Raw genomic sequence first — 22,252 nt, forward strand, 5'->3', positions numbered from 1 at the left:
GCCCCGCCGCCGCGTCATGCCGGCGTGGCGTCTCCGGTTTCCGGCTGTGCCGCCGCGGCGCCGGCGTCGGCTTCGCTGCGCAGCAGCTTGAGCTCATCGGCGTTGTTGACGATGCGCTCAAGCAGCACGTCGAGTTCGTCGTTGCCATCGAGCTTGCCGAGCAGGTCGCGCAGTTGCTGGCGTGCTTCCAGCAGCTTGGCCAGGCGCGGCACCTGTGCCACCAGGCTTTCCGGGTGGAAGTCGCTGAACTTGCCGAAGCGCAGTTCGACCTTGAGATTGGCGTCGCCCTTCATGGTGTCGGGCACGGACAGCTCCAGGCGCGGTGCGATCTTGCCCATGATCTCGTCGAAGTTGTCGCGGTCGATCTCGATGAAGCGCCGTTCCTTGAGCTTGGGCGGCGGCACCGCCGGTTGCCCGGACAGGTCCGCCAGCAGGCCGACCACCATGGGCAGCTCGCGCTTCTCGACCGCGTCACCGACCTCTACGTCATATGAAATCTGGACCCGAGGCGGGCGATTTCGCCCTACCCACTTCTGCAGACTATTGGACATGGAACTCTCCGGAAGGACTCGAATGTGTCCGGTCAAATCATCGGTTTCGCACGGCAGCCCGTGCTGAAGGCAAAACCAATCCCCCGGGCCGGCGCAACCGGTCCGAAAAAGGTCGAAGCGCATCGCGCCGCAGGGCCGGCATGGCGGCTGCGGAAGGCGGATACCCTCGCTGGCAAACCCACTTTTTGTTACCCGTTCCTACCTGGCGCAGAGCGCAGGCAGCAGGCTGCACGCGCTCGACCCCGCCGGTGGCTCCGCGCCAGCCGGCTCGCGCATGGCGTGCTGCGGCACGACGAAGGCACCTTGTCTTTGCGCGCCGTTCCATCGTTGACCCTTGCTGTGTTTCTAGTTGCGGCGCGCAAATTCAAGCGGAATTTAAGGTGACGGTGAGGTCGGGCACAATCCCTGAGAATTGGTATTTTGATGAGCAGGGCTGCCGCCCGAGGTTGCGCCGCGCGGTATTGCAAACCTGCCTGGCTGGCCCCCAGCCTCATTCGGGGGAGATGGCTTGCCCCCACGCGCGGCAGCCGCCTCTGCCTGATTTCAGGTATAGGAAAAACCGCCTGATTGGGCTTTACTTCTACCCAAGGCCCAGCTGCATGCCACGTCAATGCCGTGGCATGCGCCGCTACCAAGGGTCAAACCAGAACGAGAAAGGGGTCAGCCATGTCAATCGCATACGACAGTTGCCGTATTGCACCACCGCGGGTCCGATGGTGAAATCAGCGCCGCTGATCATCTGAACTGCACCCGACCGACCGGGCATGCAGCTCGCACCCCTGGTCGCACCAGCCCCCATGCCTTTCTCCATGCCAACGAACGCGACGCTCTCCGATAGCCGCCGAAACGTCATGCGTGGCCAACTGCTGCTGGTCGGGCACGAGAGCCCGATGCTGACGCGCCTTTGCGGGATCCTCACCGTGCTCGACTACGCGGCCGGCGCGCTCTCGTTCGCGGGCACCATCGCGCAGGCCTGCGCGATGGTGGAGCAGGGTCCGTTCGACATGGTGCTGGTCGACACCAGCCTGCCCGATGGCGGTGGCATCGAGCTGATCCGATGCCTGCGCGAGCGTGCCCCGGATCTGCCCATCGTCGTGATTGCATCACCGGGCACGGACACGGAAATCGTCGGCGCGCTGATCGCCGGCGCCACCGGCTACCTGCTCAAGGAGCGCGACGACATCGAGCTGACGGTGTGCCTGCGGGGCGCGCTGCGCGGTGGCACGCCGATCGATCCGTCCATTGCCAAGCGGCTACTCACGGCATTGGTACCCAAGGCCGCACCCGCCGAGACCAGGCTTTCACCGACGGGAAGCGCAAAGCCGCTGCTCAGCGCACGCGAGACCGAGATCCTCGTCTTCATCAACAAGGGGTCGACCAACCGCGAGATCGCCGACGCACTGTCACTGTCGCGGCTGACCATCGAGTCGCACGTCAAGAACATCTATAAGAAGCTGGCGGTCAAGACGCGCACGCAGGCTATCTTTGAGGCGCGTGCGTACGGCGTGCTGAACTGAGGCGCGCCCCCTTGCGCCAGCGGCGCTTGCAGCCCATCCGGCGCACCGTTTTCCGTCAAGCGGCGCCCCACGGCCGGTCTGGCTTCACGAGCTGACCTCATGCGCCGGTGCCCCGATGCTGATTGGCTTGCCGCCGGACAGCGTGGACAGGACGCCCCAGTCTGCGACGGTGAAACCGTTGGCCTGCACGATCACATGGAATTCCCCCGAAGTCAGCTGGCTGGCCTGGGCCAGCAGGGCGGGGTTGTAGTTGTCGACGAAATCGTAGTCGGCGGTATCCATGGATTGGTCCATGCGGTCCGGTGGGCGGGAACAGGGCTGGCCCGGCAGCCTTCTTGGCGTGCGCAGGAAGTTTAGGTATAAAGTAATTGATTGCGCGCCTTCCCTCGCTGCGCAGGCGAGCCAGGACACGCTGCAATCCGCCAGGAGTGAGACGATGCAGACCACCCCCCAGTCACCCGCCGAACAGCCCTCTTCGCCAGCGGGTGATGACAACTGCGCGCCACGAGGCATGCTGGCGAACTACCCCTCCTTTCGCTCCGAGGATGTGAAGGAGGCCCAGGGCAAGATCGCTTCGGTATTTTGCCCGCATGAACTGCGAGTGGTCGGCGCATTGCAGCAATTGCACGTCCAGCACAATCTGGTACGACTGCATGAGACCGCAATCAACTTCCTTGCCTATGGCGCCCATGTAGAGATCGACCCTGGCTGCCTAAAGCACTTCTATCTCGCCCAGATCCCGGTTGCGGGCCATGCCGAAATCAAGTGTGGCTCGCAGGAGATACTTTCCGACGTCCGCACCGCCAGCCTGCTGAGTCCAGACACCCCAACCCGAATGCACTGGCACGAGGATTGTGCGCAAGTCCTGCTCTGGATTCAGAAGGAAGCCATCGAGCAACGTTTCGCATTGCTGACCGGGCGCGATCCCAGCGGGCCCCTTTCATTCGATCCGGCGTTGCCCCAGCACGCTGGGCTCTCGAGTCCATGGAGCCAGTCCGTACTCGACCTTACCAGGAATATCGACCAGCACGGCACCAACTGGCTCCAGTTTCCGGCCGCGGTGGCGTCGATGGAGGACTACCTGCTGCGGATGCTGCTGCTGCTTCAACCGCACACCCACACCTATCTCCTTGCGCGCAACGCCGAACCCGCCAGGCCACGTCATATGCAGCGGGTGATAGATTATGTCCACGCGAATGCCGACACACCGCTGACCGTCGCCGACCTGGCGCAAGTCGCCTGCGTGAGCATCCGGGCGCTGGAAGAAGGCTTTCGCCGCCATCTCGATACGACGCCGTTGGCCTATCTGCGGGATGCCAGACTGGACTGCGTCCGACAAGCGTTGATTGCTGCCGCCGGAGCGGAGCAGGCCTCCATCACGGATATTGCATATCGCTTTGGCTTTACACATCTCGGCCGGTTTGCGGCCTACTACAAGAAGCGCTTCGGCGTTTCTCCGTCGGCGACCCTGCGCAGGGGCGCAGCGGAGCGCCACGTCCGCGATGCCGGGCGTTGAAACTCAGCAGGCTCTCTAGCCTCTCAATACCCCTGCGGCCTCGCCCCGTTTCACTGCCTTGCAGTTGTTGATACAACAACGCCAGCCCGCGCTCGCGGGTGAACGGTTACCTGCACGCCCGGCCATCCGGCAAGGCCATCGCGCCACCCTTTCCTGATTCCCCGCCTCCTTTTCCCGGTCCGCCAGCAACGGCTCGTTATCTGGATATTTGCCGGCGGATTGTGGATAGCAGCGTCATCACCGCTACACCAAACTAGGTTGCACATGGCTACATGCGAGGCAATACAACAAGTGGAGACGGACATGCAAGGAATCGAAGGCAAGACGGCGATTGTCACCGGTGGCGCAACGATGATTGGCGAGGCAGTGGTATCGGCCCTGGTCTCGGCTGGCGCCAACGTCGTGGTCGTCGACATCGACCAGCAAGGGGGCCGCAATGTTGCCGAGCGGCATCCGGAGCGCTGCCGCTATGTGGCCGTGGACGTGACCAGCGATGCCGACATCGCTGCCTGCATCGCCGACACCATGGAGACCTTCCGCGGCATCGACCTGCTCGTCAACTGTGCCTGCACCTACGTGGATAACGGTGCCGATTCCACACGCGAGCAGTGGCTGGAATCCTACAACGTCAATGTCGTCGGCGCGGCGATGATGCTGAAGGCGTGCGTGCCGGAGATGAAAAAGCGCGGCGGCGGTGCGGTCGTCAACTTTGCCTCGATCTCCGCGGGCGTGGCGCAGACGGGGCGCTGGCTGTACCCGATTACCAAGGCAGCGATGCAGCAATTCACACGTAGCGCCGCATTGGATCTAGCCCCGGACAACATTCGAGTCAACTCGGTCTCGCCGGGCTGGACGTGGTCCTCCGTCATCAGCGCGCTGAGCGGCGGCGACAAGGCGAAAGCCGACGGTATCGCCGCAGATTTCCACCCGCTCGGCCGGCTCGGCAAGCCAGAAGAAGTCGCGCAAGTGGTTCTCTTCCTCCTGTCAGATGCTTCCGCCTTTGTTACCGGCGCCGACTATGCATGTGACGGCGGATACGGCGCCCTCGGCCCCGAGGGTCGGCAAGCAGCCATCAACCGGCTGACGGCATAAGCCGGCCGGTGATTCCGGGCGACCCCGGTTCGGCCGGAACGAAGTGAATTGCACACAAGACAATGCCACAGGAGAGACACATGATCCCCCATTCCATCGACAAGATCACGCCGCGCAAGATTGCGATTGTTGGCGCGGGTCAGGCAGGACTATTGCTCGGCTGCGGCCTGCTGGATCAAGGCTATGAGGTCACGCTGGTGACAAACCGCACCGCTGACGAGGTATGGAGCGGCAAAGTGATGTCGTCCCAGTGCATCTTCGACCAAGCACTCCAGATCGAGCGCGATTTCCGCATGAATCAATGGGAAAGGCAGTGCCCCACGGTGGACGGCATCGGCCTGACCATCCCTACCGACGACGGCAAGGGCGAAGTTGCCATCCACTGGCGCGCCCGCCTGAATGCCTACGCCCAGTCTGTCGATCAACGTGTAAAGATGCCAGGCTGGATGGCGGAGTTCGAAAGCCGTGGCGGCATTCTGCGTATCGAAAATGTCGAGATTCCCCAGCTTGAAGCCTTGGCCGAATCTCATGATCTTGTTCTCCTGGCCGGTGGCAAGGGGGAGATCGTCAATCTGTTGACACGCAATGATGCACGCTCGCCTGTTCGTCATCCCCAACGTCAGTTGGCACTGGCTTACGTGACGGGCATGCAGCGCAGTGGTCCGTTTGAGTGCGTCAACTTTAATCTGATTCCCGGCATCGGCGAGTACTTTGTCTTCCCGGCGCTCACCACCCAGGGCAGTAGCGAAACCCAAGCCTGCGACATCATGGTCTTCGAAGCCATTCCCGGCGGCCCGATGGACCGCTGGGCAGACGTCAAGTCCGCCGACCAGCATCTGGATACCTGCCTGGGCATCCTGCGCGACTACCTGCCGTGGGAAAGCGAGCGCTGTGCCAATGTACGACTCACCGATGCCAATGGGATCCTGAGCGGACGCGTCACCCCGACCGTGCGCAACCCTACCCTTCCCCTGCCTTCCGGCCGGCTTGTAATGGGGCTCGGCGACGCGGTCATGGTCAACGACCCGATCACCGGCCAGGGCTCGAACAACGCCACCAAGGGCGCCCTGCACTATTTCGAGGCCATCCTGCGCCATGGGGACAAGCCCTTCGATAAGGCATGGATGCAGCAGACCTTCGACGGCCTTTACGAAGGCTATGCCGAACCGGTCATCCGTTGGACCAATTCCCTGCTTTTCCCGCCGCCATACCACATCGTCAAACTGCTGGCCACAGCGCAGCACGCGCCGCGCATCGCCCAGCGCATCGCCAACGGATTCAACGATCCGCGCGACTATGGCAGCTACTGGTTCAACGAGGAAGCCACCGAGGCCTGGATCGCTGAAGCGTCGCAGTCCAAGGCCGCCTGAGGCAAAAAAAGCCACCCATACGAAAGCAAGCAGCCTGCTCACCGTGAGACGGTTGAGCAGGCGACAGGAGACAGCCATGACCGACGCTCGCGAATTTCGGAATGCCCTCGGCCGCTTTGCCACCGGCGTAACCATCGTCACAACGCGCACCCCCGACGGAGAACCCTGGGGCGTGACCGTGAATAGTTTCAGCTCGGTATCGCTGGAGCCTCGCCTGGTGCTGTGGAGCCTCGCCAAGAGGTCCTACAGCCTCGAGGCATTCCAGAAGACCGGGAGTTTCGTGATCCACGTCCTGGCAGCCGACCAGGAACATGTCTCCAACCGCTTCGCACGCGGCGCGGAAGGCAAGTTTTCGGGAGTCCCCTGCACGGATGGCATCGATGGCTCGCCTGTCCTGTCAGGTTGCGCGGCGGTATTCCAATGCCGCAACACGCATCAGTATGACGGCGGCGATCACATCATCTTCCTGGGCGAGGTCCGGCACTTTGACACATCGGATCGGGAATCCCTGCTCTTCTACAAGGGCAACTACGCGCGTACCGCCAACGCTCTTATGGAGCTTTCAGAGCTGATCCGCACCGAATACGTCGCCGCGACCTGATTCCGGTACCGCACACGGCAATCCGTCTAAAGGAAGCTGGCCAACACCGCGACCGAACGCATTTGCCCGTCTCTCTATCCTTGCCCCCGGGATCATCCAATGAGTACGTATGACGCCGTCATTGTCGGCAGTGGTATCAATTCGCTCGTCTGCGCTGCCGTCCTGGCCAGACGCGGCAAGCGTGTCTGCGTGCTGGAACGCAATAGCACGCTGGGCGGATGCATTCGCACAGAGGCCCTGAATGCACCGGGCTATCTCCACGACACGTTGTCCACGGCACATCCGCTCTTTGTCACGTCGCCAGGCTACGCGGAGCTGAAGGATGAACTTCATCAGGCAGGGCTCAGCTACCGCAATAACGGTACGCCCACTGGCGTACTGTTGCCTGATAACCGTTCGCTGATTCTGAGCACGTCCCGTGAGCGCAATGTCAGCACATTCAATACGCTGGCAAGCGGCGACGGTGATGCCTTTCAGTCCGCCATGCAAGAGGTCGAGCAAAACGCCGGCCTGGTGTTCTCGCTGCTTGGCAACGAACTGTGGAGTGCCGGTGTTGCAAAGACCGTGGCCGGCCGCCTGTGGAAACAAGGCGTGCATGACACCGTCGCCTTCTTTTCCCCTGCCCTGATGAGTTGCCGCAGTTGGCTGGAGACCCGGGTCAAATCCGACCTGGTCCAGGCGCTGCTCGCGCCTTGGGTACTACATACAGGCCTTGGCCCGGAAAGCGCCATGTCTGCATTGATGGGAAAAGTCGTCGCCTTCACGCTAGAGGCGGTTGGCCTGCCTATCGTCCAAGGCGGCAATGCCCGTACTGTCGACGCCTTCCGCAGAGTCATCGAGAGCCGGGGTGGTGCTTTCCACGTCAATGCCGACGTCGAGGACATCCTGGTCGAGGGCGGCTCGGCGCGCGGCGTACAGACGCGGGACAACCGCGTTTTCATGGGCAAGGAGATCATCTGCAACGTCACGCCCGGCCAGCTTTACGGAAAGCTGCTGGCCGCTGAGCACGTTCCCCCTGGCCTACGTCGGCAGGCAGCCGAGTACCGCTACGGCAAGGGGAACATGCAGATCCATTTGGCGCTGTCCGCCCCTCCGGACTGGCCCCAAGAACATCTGCGCGATGTCATCTACCTGCACCTTACCTCGGGTCTGGACGGTGTCTCCAGGGCAGTCAGCGAAGCAGAGCGAGGCCTGCTTCCAGCCGAAGGCACGATTTGCGTTGCCCAGCCTTGCGCTGTTGACCCTTCCAGAAGCCCGGCCGGAGGCTGGGTGCTCTGGATTCAGGTTCCGGAGTGTCCGCGTCAAGTCAAAGGCGATGCGCTTGGAGAGATCGCCGTTCCCGCGGATGGTCGCTGGACCGCCGAGCTCCGTGAGCGCTACGCCGACCGGATTATCGACCGCATTGCTCGCCAGGTTCCGAATCTCAAGGCGAGCGTCGTCGGGCGTACGGTCCTGTCCCCGGCGGATCTTGAGTCGATGAACGTCAACCTCGTCGGCGGCGATCCCTATTCCGGCGAATGCAGCATCGACCAGTTCATGTTCTGGCGTCCGGTCCCTGGCGTCAAGGATCACGCTACCCCGGTTAAACATCTGCACCACATCGGCGCCTCGACCCATCCAGGACCCGGTCTTGGCGGTACCTCCGGTTACCACGTCGCCAATGCGCTCGCAAAGAAACGGGCGAAATCCAACTCATAAGTGAAGCAACCACAGGGGACAACAACCATGAGCAACAGCCTCGCCCACTTTGCAGCGGATCTGCTGTCCGGCCGCATCCGCGTGGTGGACCTGACGCAGACCTTGAGTTCTGAATTTCCGACCATCTCGCTGCCTCCGGAGCTGGGCCAGACCTGGCCCTTCCGGCAAGAGACTATCTCGCGCTACGACGATCGCGGACCGAACTGGTACTGGAATAACTTCTCCTGCGGCGAACATACCGGGACCCACTTCGACGCACCAGTCCATTGGATCTCTGGCAAGGACTTGCCGGACAATACGACCGACACCATCCCTGCCGAAAAATTCTTCGCCACCGCCTGCGTCATCGACTGCTCGAGCGAGGCCGAGGAAGACCCGGACTACTTGCTCACTGTCGACGCCGTCAAAGCCTGGGAAGCACGGCATGGCCGCATCCCTCCGCGCTCCTGGGTCCTGATGCGCACCGACTGGTCCAAGCGCAATAGTCCCGAGGCGTACCTGAATGCGCGTGACGACGGCATGCACACACCTGGCCCTGACCTGGGCGTGGTCCAGTGGATGATTGCAGAGCGAGATGTCCATGGATTTGGCGTCGAAGCGATTGGCACCGACGCGGGCCAGTCCTATGGCTGGGAGTTGCCGTTCCCGTGCCATTACCTCATGCATGGCAACAACCGCTACGGTCTGCAATGCCTGACCAATCTCGACCAACTCCCGCCGCAGGGTGCATTGATTGTCGCCGCCCCGCTGAAGATCAAGGACGGTTCCGGCAGCCCGCTTCGCGTCCTGGCTCTTATTCCCGGTTGATATTCGCGGCGACAAATTCCGGGTTAAGTGGTCACCGCTTTCTGACGGAATAGGCCCGCGAGGCCCTGTGCTGTGCTTCTGTAGCCCTGCGAGGAGGCGGCGCTGATATTCGCCTCGGTGCGAACGGCAACGTGGCCTGCCGGTCAGGGCGTGCCGCGCCGTTGCAGATATGCTCCAATAGCAAAAGCCCTGCCGTCGAATGCCAGCCCGTCAGGCTGACTCCTGTATGAATTTGCGGCGGAGCGGAAGAGGTGAAGCATGGCCCTTATTAGCCGCCAGCTGTTCTTGGCCAGCCCGCAGATTCGGGTGCGAGATGTAACGCTTTCCGCACAAGACGACTTCCAAACCCAGCGAGCCAAGCTTGCCGGCATCATGCTGGACGCAATGTACCAGTTCGTCGGCCTGCTGGACGTCGATGGCAAGATGCTCGAGATCAATCGCGCAGCGCTCGAGGGAATCGGCATTCAAATGGATGACATTCGCGGAATGCCATTCTGGGAGGCCAGATGGTGGGTCATCTCTCCGGAGACCCAGCGCGCCTTGCAACAGCTGATCCGGCGCGCAAGCCAAGGCGAGTTTGTCCGCGGTGACTTCGAGGTATACGGCCAAAAGATGGGCGAGGAGACGATCATTGTCGACTTCTCGCTATTACCGATTAGAGATTCGGATGGCAAGGTGGTGTTCCTGCTGCCTGAAGGGCGCAACATCACGGAAAAGAAGCGCGCCGAAGCAGCGCTTGCGCGAAAAAACGAGGAGCTTCAAGCCAGTTGGGATCTCATCTGCCGTCAGCGCGATGAACTTCAGAGTCTTTACGATCGACTCATGGTCGAGCAGACGCTTTCGGAGCGGCTGCTTTTGAACCTGCTGCCCTCTCCGATCGCTGAACGACTAAAAGCACGTCCGGAAATCGTAGCCAACAGCATTCCTGAAGTCATAGCCGACAGCTTCCCGGAAGTGACGGTCTTGTTTGCGGACATCGTGTCATTCACCCGTTTCTCGGTGGGCATGAGCGCCGAGCGCCTGGTCGCAGTGCTCAATGAGATCTTCACCGAATTCGACACCATCGCGGATCGCCGCGGACTTGAGAAGATCAAGACAATCGGGGACGCTTACATGGCAGCCGCCGGGCTACCGGAACCGGTTTCTGACCATGCTGTCCGAGCTGCCGACATGGCACTGGACATGATAGACGCGCTCAGACTGTTCAATCGACGCACCGGCTATAACCTCCGAATGCGAATTGGCATCAATAGTGGATCGGTCGTGGCCGGCGTTATCGGCAAGCGCAAATTCATTTACGACTTATGGGGCGATGCCGTCAACACTGCAAGTCGGATGGAGTCCCATAGTCTGGCTGGACGGATTCAGGTTACCGACGCAACTCGCAATCGACTGGGAGAATCCTTTCAGTTCGAAGAACGCGGCATCATCGTGGCAAAGGGGGTCGGTGCAGTGCATACCTGGTTCCTGACTGGCCGCCGCGAGGCGCTATAGCGAGGCATGTCGCCAAGCCTGACTCAGCGAATGTCCGAGGTCGACTGCGGATTCAACCGGTCGATGCAACGTTTTGATGGAATCGTTCGGCCGGGGTATCAAAGTTGAGTGTCTTGCGCGGACGTTCATTGAGCCGCCTCGCGACGGCTTTGAGTTTGGCTTGCGAGTAGACGGAGAGATCCGTGCCTTTCGGGAAGTATTGTCTCAATAGGCCGTTCGTGTTCTCGTATGAGCCCCCCGTTGCCAGGGATTCTGAGGGTCGCAGAAGTAGACCTGGATGTCGGTCGCCACGGTAAAGCGCTTGTGATCGGCCATCTCTTTTCCACGATCCCACGTCAGCGATTTGTACAGCTCCTGGGGTAATTTGCCTGCATGTTTGATCAAGGCGTTGACCACAGTCTCTGTGTCCTTGCTGGCAACCTTCACCAGCATCACAAACCTCGTCCGACGCTCGACCAAGGTGACGATCTGGCTGTTGCCGCTGCCGAAGAGCAGGTCGCCTTCCCAGTGGCCGGGAATCGCGCGATCTTCGACGGTTGCAGGCCGCTCACTGATCGAAACGGTGTCACAGATTCTTCCGCGCTCGTCAGTCTTCGCGGAATAGAGACGAGAGTGACGCATGACCCGGCAGCGCCTTAGGTGCTCAAGCAACTCCTTCTTCAGCGCACCACGGGCCTGTACATAAAGGCTACGATAGATCGTCTCGTGCGGCGGCGCGCTCGCGCCCAGGCAAGCTCGTCCGCCTGGTTTGCACGATAGCCTTGGCTTCCCCCGTTTCGCCTGAGCTCACGACTAATGGTAGACGGGGCGCGTCCTAGCCGGGATGCAATCGACCGGACAGAGAGCCCGGCCGCCACGGACCGAGAGATCTCCGCTAGTTCGGCAAGCGTCAACGCCAATCGGGAGCGGTTTCGCTGTACTGGCTGGATACCACCGGTCTCTGCCAAGATCCTCTGAATCGAAGAGTGACCCCGATCGAACAATCGTGCGATCTGATGAAGCGTGTCACCTTTGCGCCACCGTTCCCACATCAGTGCCTTTGGGGTCTCGGTGTAGTAGATCCGCCGTCTTTGCTTCATTTGCAGCACCCCTCAGGCTCGCAAAGCCTTTAGTGTGTTGCATCGACCGGCTGAATCCGCACCTGACTTCGGCCACTAGAGCTAAGCTAGGCTGTGGCAGTAATGGGCGGGAGCTGCCGTCGGACACCGTCCCGTTCAGCAACCGCTATGACGGTATGCAGCCAAGCTAGCACTCCTGGCCTGGAGTACCAGATGCGTGTGGCGAGGACTCGGTGCGTACCGGCTGCGCGCCGATTGCTAAAGCATGCACCGACGAAATCGCGGAAGCCGCCGTGGCCGCCTTCTCCCATCGCCACAACGTCGCGCGACTGACGCCCAGCCGTTGCGCTGCTTGCTGGCGATTGCCACCACATTCCGCCAGCACCTCCAGTACACGTTCGCGCGGTGCGATCAACGGTGGCGAAGCATCCGCAGCAGCCTGTTGCCGCGCCCCGAGGCTGCCGGCCCTGACGCCTTCAGCCATCCCCCCAAACAACTCCGGGCAATCGTGACGCAGTTCGTCGAATGCGATGTGATGCAGGACCTCCCATTGCGAGAAGAACACCGCCATTCGCTCGCAGATGTTCTCCAGCTCGCGAATGTTGCCGGGCCATGCATAGGCCTGGAGCCGCGGCAGCAAACGCGCGACAAGGGCCTGTGCGTCCAGGCGCGAGTCCAGTCGATCGAGCGAACGTCGCAACAGGAACGTGGCAAGCAGTTCGATGTCCTCGGAGCGCTCGCGCAGCGTCGGCAACGCCAGTTGCAGCGTGTTGATGCGGTAATAGAGATCCTGACGGAACTGCCGCGCGGCAATCAGTTGCGGCAGCGGCTGGTGCGTCGCCGCGATGATCCGTACGTCGACCGGAATCGGAATTGCGCCGCCCAGACGCAGGATCTCGCGCTCCTGCAACACGCGCAGCAGGCGGGTCTGCAGCGAGACCGGCATGTCACCAATCTCGTCGAGAAACAGCGTGCCGGTATGGGCCGATTCGAATAGCCCGCGCTTGCCGCCCCGGCGCGAGCCGGTGAAGGCCCCTTCGTCATAGCCGAACAGCTCGCTCTCCAGCAGCGCCTCCGGAAATGCGGCGCAGTTGATCGCCACGAAGGGCTTGGCGGCGCGCTTGCTTTCATTGTGGATGGCCTGCGCGAACTGCTCCTTGCCCACCCCGCTCTCGCCGGCCAGCAGCACCGTGAGGTCCGTCCTGGCAAAGCGCCGCGCCGTTGCGCAGGCGCGGGTAAAGGCTGGGCTGGCGCCGATCAGGTTGTCGAAGCGGTTGCGTGCGTTGCGCGGATGCCGGCGCTGCTGGCTGCGCAGGCTGGCGTCCGCATCCTGGATGTTTCGCGAGTCGTACAGCGTGATGGCCGCGCCGACCGTATCGCCATGCTCGCGGATCGGGGTGCGATTGACGATCCAGTCGCGCTGCGCGAAGCGGAACACGCTGCCCCGCTCCTGCACGCCGCTGGCCAGCGTGGATTGCAGGGACAGCGCCGGCTCGATGTCTTCCAGATGCTGGCCGATCATCCGATTCTTGGCGCGGCCAAGCAGCACTTCCATGGGTGGATTGACGGCAATCACGCGATTGTCCCGATCCACTGCCAGCACGGCTTCCTGCAGGTTATGCAGCACGCCATTGAGCTGGTCATAGCGGCCGGCTTCCAGCCGGGCCACGCGCGCCAGCTCGATGGCGTCTTCAATCCCCTGCCGGACCGCATTGATCGAATAGGCCAGGCGCCCATGGATGCCGTACTGCTCGGCCAGTTCCACGACGATGCTGGAACCCACCACTACTTCATAGCCGTCGCGCGCCAGCAGCTCGAAGCACTGACGCGCCTCGTCCGGCGTGCGGTATGCGTACTGGGCAATCTCGATATTGAGCAGTTCGCGGATGGCGTCCAGTTCTGGGATGCATTCGCCATACATGACCACACCAACCCGGCTGGAGATGCGCCGCGCGTTGTAGAGCGCCAGCAGGATGTCGAAGCCGCTGAGCTTGATGGTGGCAACCGGCGCGTCGAGCGCGTTGCGCAGGATCGTGGCGTTCGCGCCGGCGCTGACGAAGACGTCGGTCGCCCCATCGCGCAGGCGGTCATGGGCGGCGTCCAGCGCGGCCTCGAACGAGCCATTGACCACCTCGATCGTCGCGCGATCGGCAAACTCGTCCAGTACCGCCATGGCAAAGCGGCTCAGGTGCCTGTAGCTGATGAAGCAGATGCGCGGCCGGCTGCCGCGTTCGGGAAGGGTGCTGCGCATGGGGCTCCTCGCCGGCCCGGGCGGCTGCAGTGCAGTGCCGGGCGCCTTCATTCGTCTCGTGTGCGTTGCACGAGCGTCTCACCGTTGTTTCACGGACGTTGCATGAGTGTTTCATGAAACCGGGGATTTGTCATCCGAAAGCCCTCTGCCCCATGGAAATCAAGCACTTGCAAGCGCCTGCACGGGCTGGCACACCCATTGCGCTGACACCATCAGACGAACGAACCATGGAGGAATCAATGCAGGCGCTCGGACACATCACCGTGCTGGACCTGACCCATATGCTCTCGGGCCCGTACGGCACCATGCTGCTCGCCGACCTGGGCGCGCGCACGATCAAGGTCGAACCTCCCGGCACCGGGGAAGGCACGCGCAAGCTGCTCGCCGAGAGCGAGGACTACGCCCGCGACGGCATGGGCGCGTACTTCCTGACGCTGAACCGCAACAAGCAAAGCGTGTGCGTGGACCTGAAGTCCGAGGCGGGCCGGGCGGTCTTCCTGGATCTCGTGCGCAATGCCGACGTGGTCTTCGACAATTTCAGCGCGGGCGTGACGGAGCGGCTCGGCATCGACCACGCATCGCTGAGCAAGGTCAACCCGCGCATCATCACGTGCTCCGTCACAGGCTTCGGCCAGACCGGGCCGGACCGCCAGCAGCCGGCGTTCGACCAGGTGGTGCAGGCCATGGGCGGCGGCATGTCGATCACCGGCATGGCCGACGGCCCGCCGGTACGCAGCGGCATTCCGGTCGGCGACCTGGGCGGCGGCGTGTTCGGTGCCATCGGCGTGCTGGCGGCGCTGGCCGCGCGCGAGCAGACCGGCGTTGGCAAGCACGTGGACATCTCGATGCTGGACGCCCAGATCTCGCTGCTGAACTACATGGCGACGATGCACCTGATGTCCGGCCTGGTGCCGGAGCGCATCGGCAACAGCCACTTCGTGCACGTGCCGTACAACACCTACCCCACCAGCGACGGCCACATCATCATCGCCTGCATTGGCGACGCGTTCTTCGAGCGCTTCCTGAGCGTGATCGATCATCCCGACCTGCGGGCGCCGGAGTACCTGAAGCAACCCGGCCGCTATGCGGACAAGGCACGCATCGACGCCATCATCGCCAACGAATTGCGCGGCGAATCGTCCGCCTATTGGCTGGCGCGCCTGCGGCAGGCCCGCATCCCCTGCGGTCCCGTCAACGACTTCGCGCACGCACTGCGCGAGCCGCAGGTGGAGGCCCGCGACATGATCGTCGAGGTGCCGCTGAAGACCGGCGAAACCGTGCGCATGCCGGGCAACCCGGTGAAGCTTTCCGGCGTGACCGAACCCGCGTACACCTGCCCGCCCGCGCTGGGCGAGCACACGGCCTCCGTGCTGCGCGACGTGCTGGGCTATGACGACGAACAGGTCGCGCGGTTGCGCGAAGCCGGAGCGGTGGCATGAGCACCGGCCATAGCAACGCCCGCGGGACGGACGACACCCCGGCCATCACCATCACCGACGTCGCGCCGCGCGACGGGCTGCAGAACCAGGCCGTCGCCATCTCCACCGACGCCAAGGTCGAGCTGATCCGCCTGCTTGCGCGTGCGGGAATACGCAGCGTGGAAGCCACCAGCTTCGTATCGCCAAAGGCCGTGCCGCAGATGGCCGACGCGGCCGACGTGATCCGGCGTGCATCGGCACAGTGCCCGGACCTGCGACTATCCACGCTGGTGCCGAACCTGAAAGGGCTGGAACGCGCCCATGCCGCGGGCGCCACCGAGATTGCCGTCGTGCTGTCCGCCACCGAGACGATGAACCAGCGCAACATCAACATGGGGCTGGATGCGGCGACCGAGGTCAGCGAGCAGACGCTGATCCGGGCGCGCGAACTGGGCCTGCGCACGCGCGCCTATGTGGCCGTTGCGTTCGACTGTCCGTTCGAAGGGACGGTCGATCTGGACACGGTGCTGCGGCTGGCCTGCCGCATGCGCGATGCGGGCGCCGGGGAAATCGTCATCGCGGACACCATCGGTGCAGCCGCGCCTGCCGCGGTCAAGACCCGCATGTCGGCCCTGGCGCAAGCGCTCGACCCCGACACGCTGGCGATCCATCTGCATGACACGCGGGGCCTGGGTGCGGCCAATGCATGGGCCGCGCTGGAAGCCGGCGTGCGGCGCTTCGACGCCAGCGTGGGCGGCATTGGCGGTTGTCCGTTCGCGCCCGGCGCGGCGGGCAACCTGGCTACCGAGGATCTGGTGCTGATGGCCGGCCAATGTGGCTTCAGCACCGGGATTTCGCTCGACGGGCTGCTCGACGCGGTGGCCTACGCCGAATCGCTGCTGGGCCGCGCGCTCGGCGGTCGCTCCAGTGTGTGGCTGCGCAGACAGCGCGAGCGCCAGCGCGTGGCGGCCTGACCGGGCAACGTTGCAACCAGACAGTCCGCCCAGGACGGCACGCGATGCCGACACGGATGCCGGCGCGCATCCGGACAGACAAGACATAAATGGAGGAGACACACGATGTGGAATGTTCGCTCGATTCGTGGCGCACTGCGCGCCATGCGCGTAATGGGCGCCATGGCCTGTACCGCGGCAGCACTGGCTTCCGGGCACGCCCTGGCCAAGTGGCCGGAAAAACCCGTCACGCTGGTGGTGCCTTATGCGCCCGGTGGCGGCACCGACATCGTCAGCCGGCTCGTTGCGCAGAAGCTTTCCGAGCGCTGGGGGCAGTCTGTCATTGTGGAAAACCGGCCCGGTGCCAATGGCGTGATCGGCTCCGGCCACGTGTACAAGTCTGCTCCGGATGGCTATACGCTCCTGATGGTGGTGGGTTCGCACGCGATCAATCCCGTGCTGATGAAGAAGCTGCCCTACGACACCGTACGCGGCTTTTCCCCCATCACGCGGCTCGCCATCTCGCCGATGGTGCTGGTCGTGTCGAAGTCCAACCCCGCGAAGTCGCTGACCGATCTGGTCAGCACCGCCCGCAGCCAACCGCTCGGCATCGGCTATTCCGAAGGGCAAACGCGGCTGACCGGCGAGCTGCTGCGCCAGGCCGGCAATCTCAAGACCATTCCGGTGTCGTACAAGGGTGGCGCGCAGATCATGGTCGATGTCATCGGTGGCCACGTCGGTGCCGGTTTTACCAGCGTACTCACAGCGCTGCCTCACGTGCAGAGTGGCAATCTGCGTGTGATCGGCGTGGCGGCAGACCAGCGTATGGCCCTCTTCCCGGATGCCATGACGTTCAAGGAGGCGGGACTCGACGGCGTGGAATCGCTGAACTGGTACGGCCTGTTCGGGCCGGCGGGCATGCAGGCAGCCATCGTGGAGCAGATCCATCACGACCTGCAGCAGGTGACGCAGGATCCGGCGCTCGCCAAGCAGATGAAGGACCAGGGGGCTACCATCGTGCTGACGCCGCCAGCGGAGTTTCGCGCGTTCCTCGGCAAGGAAACCCAGAAGTGGGCGGGCGTGGCCAGGCGCGGCGGCATCCAGCCTGAATAGCGGCGTCGCCGGGCCGCCCCGCGTATCTTGCAGCGGCACACATCGAACTGACATGGACACCACCCGATATGGATCTTGAACTGAGTGGAAAGCGCGTGCTGATTACCGGCGGCAGCCGCGGCATCGGACTGGCATGCGCGCGCGCATTCCTGCGCGAGGGCGCCAGGGTTGCCATCGTCGGCCGCAGCGAGGCGAATCTCGCCACCGCGCTGACGACGCTGGCGGCCGACGCACCGGACCGCCCGCCCTTCACCGTCGCGGCCGACCTGACCGATGCCATGCAGGCCGCCCGCGCCGCTGACGCGGCCGCGGCCGCGCTGGGTGGCATCGACATCCTCGTCACGTCCGCCGGCGGCGCGCGTCGTACGCCTCCGGCGGAGCTCACGCCTTCGGCGTGGCGCGATGCCATGGACGCCAAGTACTTTGCCTACATCCATGTCATCGACCCCGTCATCAAGCGGATGGCCCAGGCGGGCAGCGGCGTGATCGTCAACGTCATCGGCATGGGTGGCAAGGTTGCGAGCCCGACCCATCTGCCCGGCGGCGCCGCCAACGCCGCGCTGATGCTGGCCACTGCGGGGCTGGCGAGCGCCTACGGACGCTCCGGGGTGCGGGTGAACGCGGTGAATCCGTCGGCCACGCGTACCGAACGGCTTCAGCAAGGCCTGGAGGCCGAGGCCAAGCTGGCCGGCGCGACCGTGGACGAGGCACTGCGCCGCGCCAGCGAGCGCACCGGGCTCGGGCGGCTGGCCGCGCCCGAAGAAATTGCAGATGCCGTGCTGTTCCTCGCATCGGCGCGGGCGGCCTACATCTCTGGCGCGATCCTGTCGATCGATGGTGCCACCACGCCCATTGTCGTCTGATCGTGCCGAGGCCGTACCCGTCGTTTTGCAGTGCCAATAACAGGCGATAACGCCAAAAGACTCCCTGTTTGAGCAGGAGGAGACAATATGCAACGTCGTACCCTCGTCAAGGCGCTATGCGCCATGGCCGCCGTCCTGCCAGCAGTATTCGGCACGGGCGCCGTCGCGCAGGACTACCCTTCGCGCCCCATCCGCCTGATCGTGCCGTTCGCGCCCGGTGGCGTCTCGGACACCAGCGCACGTGTGATTGCAGACAAGCTGAGCCAGCGCCTGGGTCAGCAGATCGTAGTCGACAACAAGCCCGGCGCATCGGGCAATATTGGTACCGCGATGGCGGCCCAGTCGGCACCGGACGGCTACACGTTACTGCTTGGCTTCGATGGCACCATCGTCATCAATCCACATGTCTTCCCAAAGATCCCGTTCGATCCGCTCAAGGACTTCGTGCCTGTCGGCAAGATTGGCGATGCGGCACTGATCCTGATCGCGCATCCGTCCGTGCCGGCGAAGAACCTGAAGGAACTCGTCGCGTATTCACAGACCCGGCCGGATGGCCTGTCCTATGGCAGCGCCGGCACCGGCAGCACGCCGCACCTGGCCGGCGAACTGCTCAAGGCTCGCACCGGCCTGAAAATGGTTCACGTCCCTTACAAGGGTGGCGGCCAGGCCATGGGCGATCTGGTGGGGGGCACGCTGCCCGTGCTGTACACCGCAGTGGCCGGTGCCCAGCAATACGTGAAGTCCGGCAAGGCCACGGCGATCGCTGTCTCCGGTGCGAGCCGCGTGCCCGCCCTGCCGGATGTGCCGACGCTGGAAGAATCAGGTGTCGCGGGCCTGGTCAGCGACTCGTGGGTTGGGTTGCTGGCCCCTGCCAAGACCCCGAGGGAGATCGTCGATCGCCTGTCCAAGGAACTGAATACCGTTGTCAACCTGCCTGACACGCGCGAGCGGCTCGCGACGCTAGGCATCGTGCCGGTCGGCAATTCGCCGGAGGCGTTTAGCAAGCAGATTCAGACCGATCTGAAGAAGTACGGCGACGTCGTCAAGGCAGCAAATATCAGGGTCGAATAAGGTAATGGGGCATCTGGTAGCGCCCCGGATGCCCTCATCGACGTCTCGACTGTCAAGGTGGCTCGTACCCGCCGACCATAGTCGTTCTACATATCGGATGACCCAAACGTAGAAGACATCAACCGTGCCAATCGCGGTTGACAGACATCAACCGTGCCAATCGCGGTTGACGGCAAACCGATGTCCGCGTTCGGCCAACTTCTGCCACTCGCCGAATCGCCAAGACGGACACCCAGCCGTCGGCTTCGCTCAACCGACCGGACATTCGACATTCTCCGACACCAAAGGAATCGGCGACCTTCAAACGGCTGGCTTCCGCCCAGTACACGAATCGCACGGCAGAAAGGCCAACATATGCCTCCTCGCGGAAGCGGTTGACGGCCGCCCGCCGCTGGAAATATTCGTCTGCCCTCGCAGGCAACGGCGGATCATTCGCCACGGCGTATAGAACTTCACTCAATTCGCGACCCGTCCTTGCTGCACCTGCGGACCTCTGACCGAACCAAACGAGCAGAATGCGCAGCAGTCTCCCGATTTGGGTTTCAGCGCCACTCTGCAATGCCGACACTCATAGAAGAACACGCAAGCATCCGTAGGCATGGTCTCCCGCTGCGCCCACCCGCAATGTGGGCAGGTCACGACTGATTCCAGGATGACGTCGCGCATCGCACTATCGTCGCTGAAGATCAGAAGGATCGCCCGGGCTTCCCGTCCACACGGCTCAGTGCTCCGAAGCGTCCGTGAGACGCCGGTGAATCAGCCAGTCAACCGAGAGCGCCCCGCCCCCCCGCGCCAGCAGTACCAGCAGCATTGCCGCCCACTGGATATGCGTAGGCCATGCCTGCGGATAAACGAACAGCTGGATCACCGTGATCATGCCAAGCAGTATCAGCGCCACGGGGCGGGTTGCCAGGCCGAGCACCAGCAGCACTGGCGCCGTCAGCTCAACGGATACCGCCAGGTAGGCGGCCAGTTCGGGCGGCAGCAGCGGCAGTTGGTATTCCTCCCGGAACAGCTCCACCGCCGTCACCCAGTTCGCCAGCTTGGCCACGGCCGAGTTCCAGAAGACGGTGGCGACCGCGAGCCGCAACGGAATGGCCAGGACTGTGTACGGCATGCGATCGAGCCAATCCACCGCGCGCTGCGCGCGCGCGGCAAGCGTTAGAGAGGCGCGGGGGGAAGGCGCAGCGTGTGTCATGGCGAGAGATCCGGGATGGGTAAGTCAGAGGCCTGGGCCCGGCCGAAGCCGGTAAAGCAGCCGGCCGACAACAGCGTGGCCAGCCACGCGGGTGCGTCCGCCGGCGGCGTCGGGCCCAACGCGGCGTGCAGTGGATGCCCGGCCAGCAAGGCCGCGGTGAATTGCCATCGCCACGCGCTGAGCCGGTCGACGTCGATGCCGTCCGATGTGCGGCGCACCAGCAGCCAGACCGGGTCCGCAGCGGGGTCGATGCGCGACAGGGCATGGTCGTCGCGGTTCAGCACCGCGCGCCAGATGGCATCGACGGGGAACGCGGCATGCACCAGGCGCACCGCGGGATGCGGCAAGAAATGCATATCGCCGGCTGCGGATAAGTCTGATTCCGCCAGGCGGCGCAGATCGAGCGGCGTGACGTCCGGCGCGTGCAAGACCGTACTCACGGCCCACTCCAGCCGGGCGACGTCAGGCAGGTAGCCAATTGCGGCTGCCCCAGGCAGGCGCGCCAGAAATTCCGCGAACGCCTCGCCATACGCATCCAGCCACGCGCTCTGCGGGGCAGACGGCCCGATGAACAGCCGGGCCGCGCCTTCGAAGAACTCGGGGCCTACCAGCGCCTGGATGGCAGGATAAGACAGGCGCAGCGCGCCTACGAGCGTGGCGGTGGCGGTGTTTCGGTAGATGCCCAGCCGCGCCTGGGGCGCCAGCCCGTCCGCGATCACGTGCGCCGAGGCCTCGCCGGTGGCAGCATTCCCCAGTTCCTGGGCGAACGCGCGCTGCAGCTCAAGCAATGAGGGCGGATCGGATTGCATGCTGCTGTTTCTCCAGTGCCGCCTGAGCGATACGCGCTTCCCCCATCAGCACATCGAGAGGCGGCACGTCCGTATCCCATTCGATCAGCGTCGGCACCGCACCGAACCGCTCAAGCGCCGCCTCGTAGAGCGACCACACCGCCGGTGCCACGCGCGAGCCGTGATCATCGATGCGCAGGACCTGCCCCTGCCCGAGTTGCCGCACACTGTGGCCGGCCACATGGATTTCCCCGATAGCGGCCGGCGCAAGCGCATGCAGGTAGGTCATGGCGTCCCATCCGTGATTGCAGGCGCTGACATAGATATTGTTGACGTCACACAGGATGCCGCACCCGGTGCGCCGCGCCACTTCGGCCAGGAATTCCCACTCGGGAACGGTTGAGTGGCGATACTGCAGGTAGGTAGACGGGTTCTCGACCAGGATGCGGCGCCGCAGTGCGCCCTGGATCTGGTCGACATGCCGGCATACCACGGCAAGCGCCTCCTCGGTCATCGGCAAGGGCAGCAGGTCGGCGAGATACGTGCCGCGGGTGGTGCTCCAGGAAAGATGCTCCGACACAAGCCCGGGTTCGACCCGTTCAACCACCTCGCGCACCCGCGCCAGATGCGCCAGGTCCAACCCGTCTGCGCTGCCCAGCGACAGGCCAACGCCGTGCAGCGATAGGGCGTAGTCACGGCGAATGGCGTCCAGGCAGCCCGGCGCGCGGCCGCCGCCCATGTAGTTTTCCGTATGCACCTCGAACCACGCAACGGCCGGGCGTTCCTCCACCACTGCCTGATGGTGCCGAAAGCGCAGTCCGATCCCGGCGCGCGGCGGGATCGGGCCCAGGGCGCGTGGAGAGGCGACAGCCGCGGCAGGCATGTTTCGCCCC

20 protein-coding genes and 1 pseudogene are annotated in these 22,252 nt (G+C 63.7%); 13 read left to right on the forward strand and 8 right to left on the reverse strand.

What is annotated here, in order from left to right:
- Positions 1 to 14 precede the first annotated feature (14 nt).
- Positions 15 to 551 (reverse strand): type VI secretion system contractile sheath small subunit, encoded by a 537-nt coding sequence (gene tssB / locus AC3WLE_RS06555; RefSeq protein WP_492318273.1) that lies wholly within the window; start codon positions 549 to 551, stop codon positions 15 to 17.
- 851 nt (positions 552 to 1,402) lie between these two features.
- On the opposite strand from tssB, the gene AC3WLE_RS06560 reads away from it, so the two are divergent.
- A complete protein-coding gene (locus AC3WLE_RS06560; RefSeq protein WP_492355939.1) occupies positions 1,403 to 2,068 on the forward strand; it encodes a LuxR C-terminal-related transcriptional regulator in 666 nt (221 codons plus the stop codon).
- A gap of 84 nt (positions 2,069 to 2,152) precedes the next feature.
- Here AC3WLE_RS06560 and AC3WLE_RS06565 read toward each other — a convergent pair whose 3' ends face one another.
- Entirely contained in the window at positions 2,153 to 2,362 is a 210-nt protein-coding gene (locus AC3WLE_RS06565) for a hypothetical protein (protein WP_492318271.1), read from the reverse strand.
- Between the two features lie 142 nt (positions 2,363 to 2,504).
- Between AC3WLE_RS06565 and AC3WLE_RS06570 the strand changes: the two genes are divergently transcribed.
- The 7 genes from AC3WLE_RS06570 to AC3WLE_RS06600 all read left to right on the forward strand — a co-directional run bounded on the left by AC3WLE_RS06570 (position 2,505) and on the right by AC3WLE_RS06600 (position 10,646).
- Positions 2,505 to 3,584 (forward strand): AraC family transcriptional regulator, encoded by a 1,080-nt coding sequence (locus tag AC3WLE_RS06570; protein ID WP_492355938.1) that lies wholly within the window; start codon positions 2,505 to 2,507, stop codon positions 3,582 to 3,584.
- 303 nt (positions 3,585 to 3,887) lie between these two features.
- Entirely contained in the window at positions 3,888 to 4,676 is a 789-nt protein-coding gene (locus AC3WLE_RS06575) for an SDR family oxidoreductase (RefSeq protein WP_492318269.1), read from the forward strand.
- A gap of 80 nt (positions 4,677 to 4,756) precedes the next feature.
- A complete protein-coding gene (locus tag AC3WLE_RS06580; RefSeq protein WP_492355937.1) occupies positions 4,757 to 6,046 on the forward strand; it encodes a styrene monooxygenase/indole monooxygenase family protein in 1,290 nt (429 codons plus the stop codon).
- Positions 6,047 to 6,122: 76 nt separating this feature from the next.
- Positions 6,123 to 6,647, forward strand: a complete 525-nt coding sequence (locus AC3WLE_RS06585) for a flavin reductase family protein (RefSeq protein WP_492355936.1) — start codon at positions 6,123 to 6,125, stop codon at positions 6,645 to 6,647.
- Between the two features lie 99 nt (positions 6,648 to 6,746).
- Positions 6,747 to 8,345: a phytoene desaturase family protein gene (locus AC3WLE_RS06590; protein ID WP_492355935.1), complete on the forward strand. Its 1,599-nt coding sequence runs from the start codon at positions 6,747 to 6,749 to the stop codon at positions 8,343 to 8,345.
- A gap of 27 nt (positions 8,346 to 8,372) precedes the next feature.
- Positions 8,373 to 9,152, forward strand: coding sequence for a cyclase family protein (locus AC3WLE_RS06595; RefSeq protein WP_492350828.1), 780 nt, complete (start codon positions 8,373 to 8,375; stop codon positions 9,150 to 9,152).
- 258 nt (positions 9,153 to 9,410) lie between these two features.
- On the forward strand, positions 9,411 to 10,646 hold the full coding sequence (locus tag AC3WLE_RS06600) for an adenylate/guanylate cyclase domain-containing protein (protein WP_492318264.1): 1,236 nt from the start codon (positions 9,411 to 9,413) through the stop codon (positions 10,644 to 10,646).
- Between the two features lie 52 nt (positions 10,647 to 10,698).
- Here AC3WLE_RS06600 and AC3WLE_RS06605 read toward each other — a convergent pair.
- Both AC3WLE_RS06605 and prpR read right to left on the reverse strand, forming a co-directional pair.
- A pseudogene (locus AC3WLE_RS06605) lies at positions 10,699 to 11,725 on the reverse strand (IS30 family transposase).
- Between the two features lie 166 nt (positions 11,726 to 11,891).
- Positions 11,892 to 13,955: a propionate catabolism operon regulatory protein PrpR gene (gene prpR, locus AC3WLE_RS06610; protein ID WP_492355934.1), complete on the reverse strand. Its 2,064-nt coding sequence runs from the start codon at positions 13,953 to 13,955 to the stop codon at positions 11,892 to 11,894.
- Positions 13,956 to 14,182: 227 nt separating this feature from the next.
- Between prpR and AC3WLE_RS06615 the strand changes: the two genes are divergently transcribed.
- The 5 genes from AC3WLE_RS06615 to AC3WLE_RS06635 all read left to right on the forward strand — a co-directional run bounded on the left by AC3WLE_RS06615 (position 14,183) and on the right by AC3WLE_RS06635 (position 19,373).
- Positions 14,183 to 15,394, forward strand: coding sequence for a CaiB/BaiF CoA transferase family protein (locus tag AC3WLE_RS06615; RefSeq protein ID WP_492350830.1), 1,212 nt, complete (start codon positions 14,183 to 14,185; stop codon positions 15,392 to 15,394).
- On the forward strand, positions 15,391 to 16,347 hold the full coding sequence (locus AC3WLE_RS06620; RefSeq protein WP_492355933.1) for a hydroxymethylglutaryl-CoA lyase: 957 nt from the start codon (positions 15,391 to 15,393) through the stop codon (positions 16,345 to 16,347). Before AC3WLE_RS06615 ends, AC3WLE_RS06620 begins: the two co-directional genes overlap by 4 nt.
- 144 nt (positions 16,348 to 16,491) lie before the next feature.
- A complete protein-coding gene (locus AC3WLE_RS06625) occupies positions 16,492 to 17,439 on the forward strand; it encodes a tripartite tricarboxylate transporter substrate binding protein (RefSeq protein WP_492355932.1) in 948 nt (315 codons plus the stop codon).
- A gap of 68 nt (positions 17,440 to 17,507) precedes the next feature.
- Positions 17,508 to 18,302: an SDR family oxidoreductase gene (locus AC3WLE_RS06630; RefSeq protein ID WP_492355931.1), complete on the forward strand. Its 795-nt coding sequence runs from the start codon at positions 17,508 to 17,510 to the stop codon at positions 18,300 to 18,302.
- An 87-nt stretch (positions 18,303 to 18,389) separates the two neighbouring features.
- On the forward strand, positions 18,390 to 19,373 hold the full coding sequence (locus AC3WLE_RS06635) for a Bug family tripartite tricarboxylate transporter substrate binding protein (protein ID WP_492355930.1): 984 nt from the start codon (positions 18,390 to 18,392) through the stop codon (positions 19,371 to 19,373).
- Between the two features lie 456 nt (positions 19,374 to 19,829).
- Here the strand turns inward: AC3WLE_RS06635 and AC3WLE_RS06640 are convergent, their stop codons facing one another.
- From AC3WLE_RS06640 to bufB, 4 genes are read right to left on the reverse strand one after another with little or no spacing between them, the layout of a single operon-like run.
- Positions 19,830 to 20,039: a GDCCVxC domain-containing (seleno)protein gene (locus AC3WLE_RS06640; protein WP_492350834.1), complete on the reverse strand. Its 210-nt coding sequence runs from the start codon at positions 20,037 to 20,039 to the stop codon at positions 19,830 to 19,832.
- Between the two features lie 55 nt (positions 20,040 to 20,094).
- Positions 20,095 to 20,571 (reverse strand): DoxX family protein, encoded by a 477-nt coding sequence (locus AC3WLE_RS06645; protein ID WP_492318256.1) that lies wholly within the window; start codon positions 20,569 to 20,571, stop codon positions 20,095 to 20,097.
- A complete protein-coding gene (locus AC3WLE_RS06650) occupies positions 20,568 to 21,380 on the reverse strand; it encodes an HvfC/BufC family peptide modification chaperone (protein WP_492355929.1) in 813 nt (270 codons plus the stop codon). Before AC3WLE_RS06650 ends, AC3WLE_RS06645 begins: the two co-directional genes overlap by 4 nt.
- Positions 21,352 to 22,242: an MNIO family bufferin maturase gene (bufB, locus tag AC3WLE_RS06655; protein WP_492355928.1), complete on the reverse strand. Its 891-nt coding sequence runs from the start codon at positions 22,240 to 22,242 to the stop codon at positions 21,352 to 21,354. The genes AC3WLE_RS06650 and bufB overlap by 29 nt, the downstream gene beginning before the upstream one ends.
- Between the last annotated feature and the right edge of the window lie 10 nt (positions 22,243 to 22,252).

It is taken from the genome of Cupriavidus sp. FW306-1B-F12B (assembly GCF_058781795.1).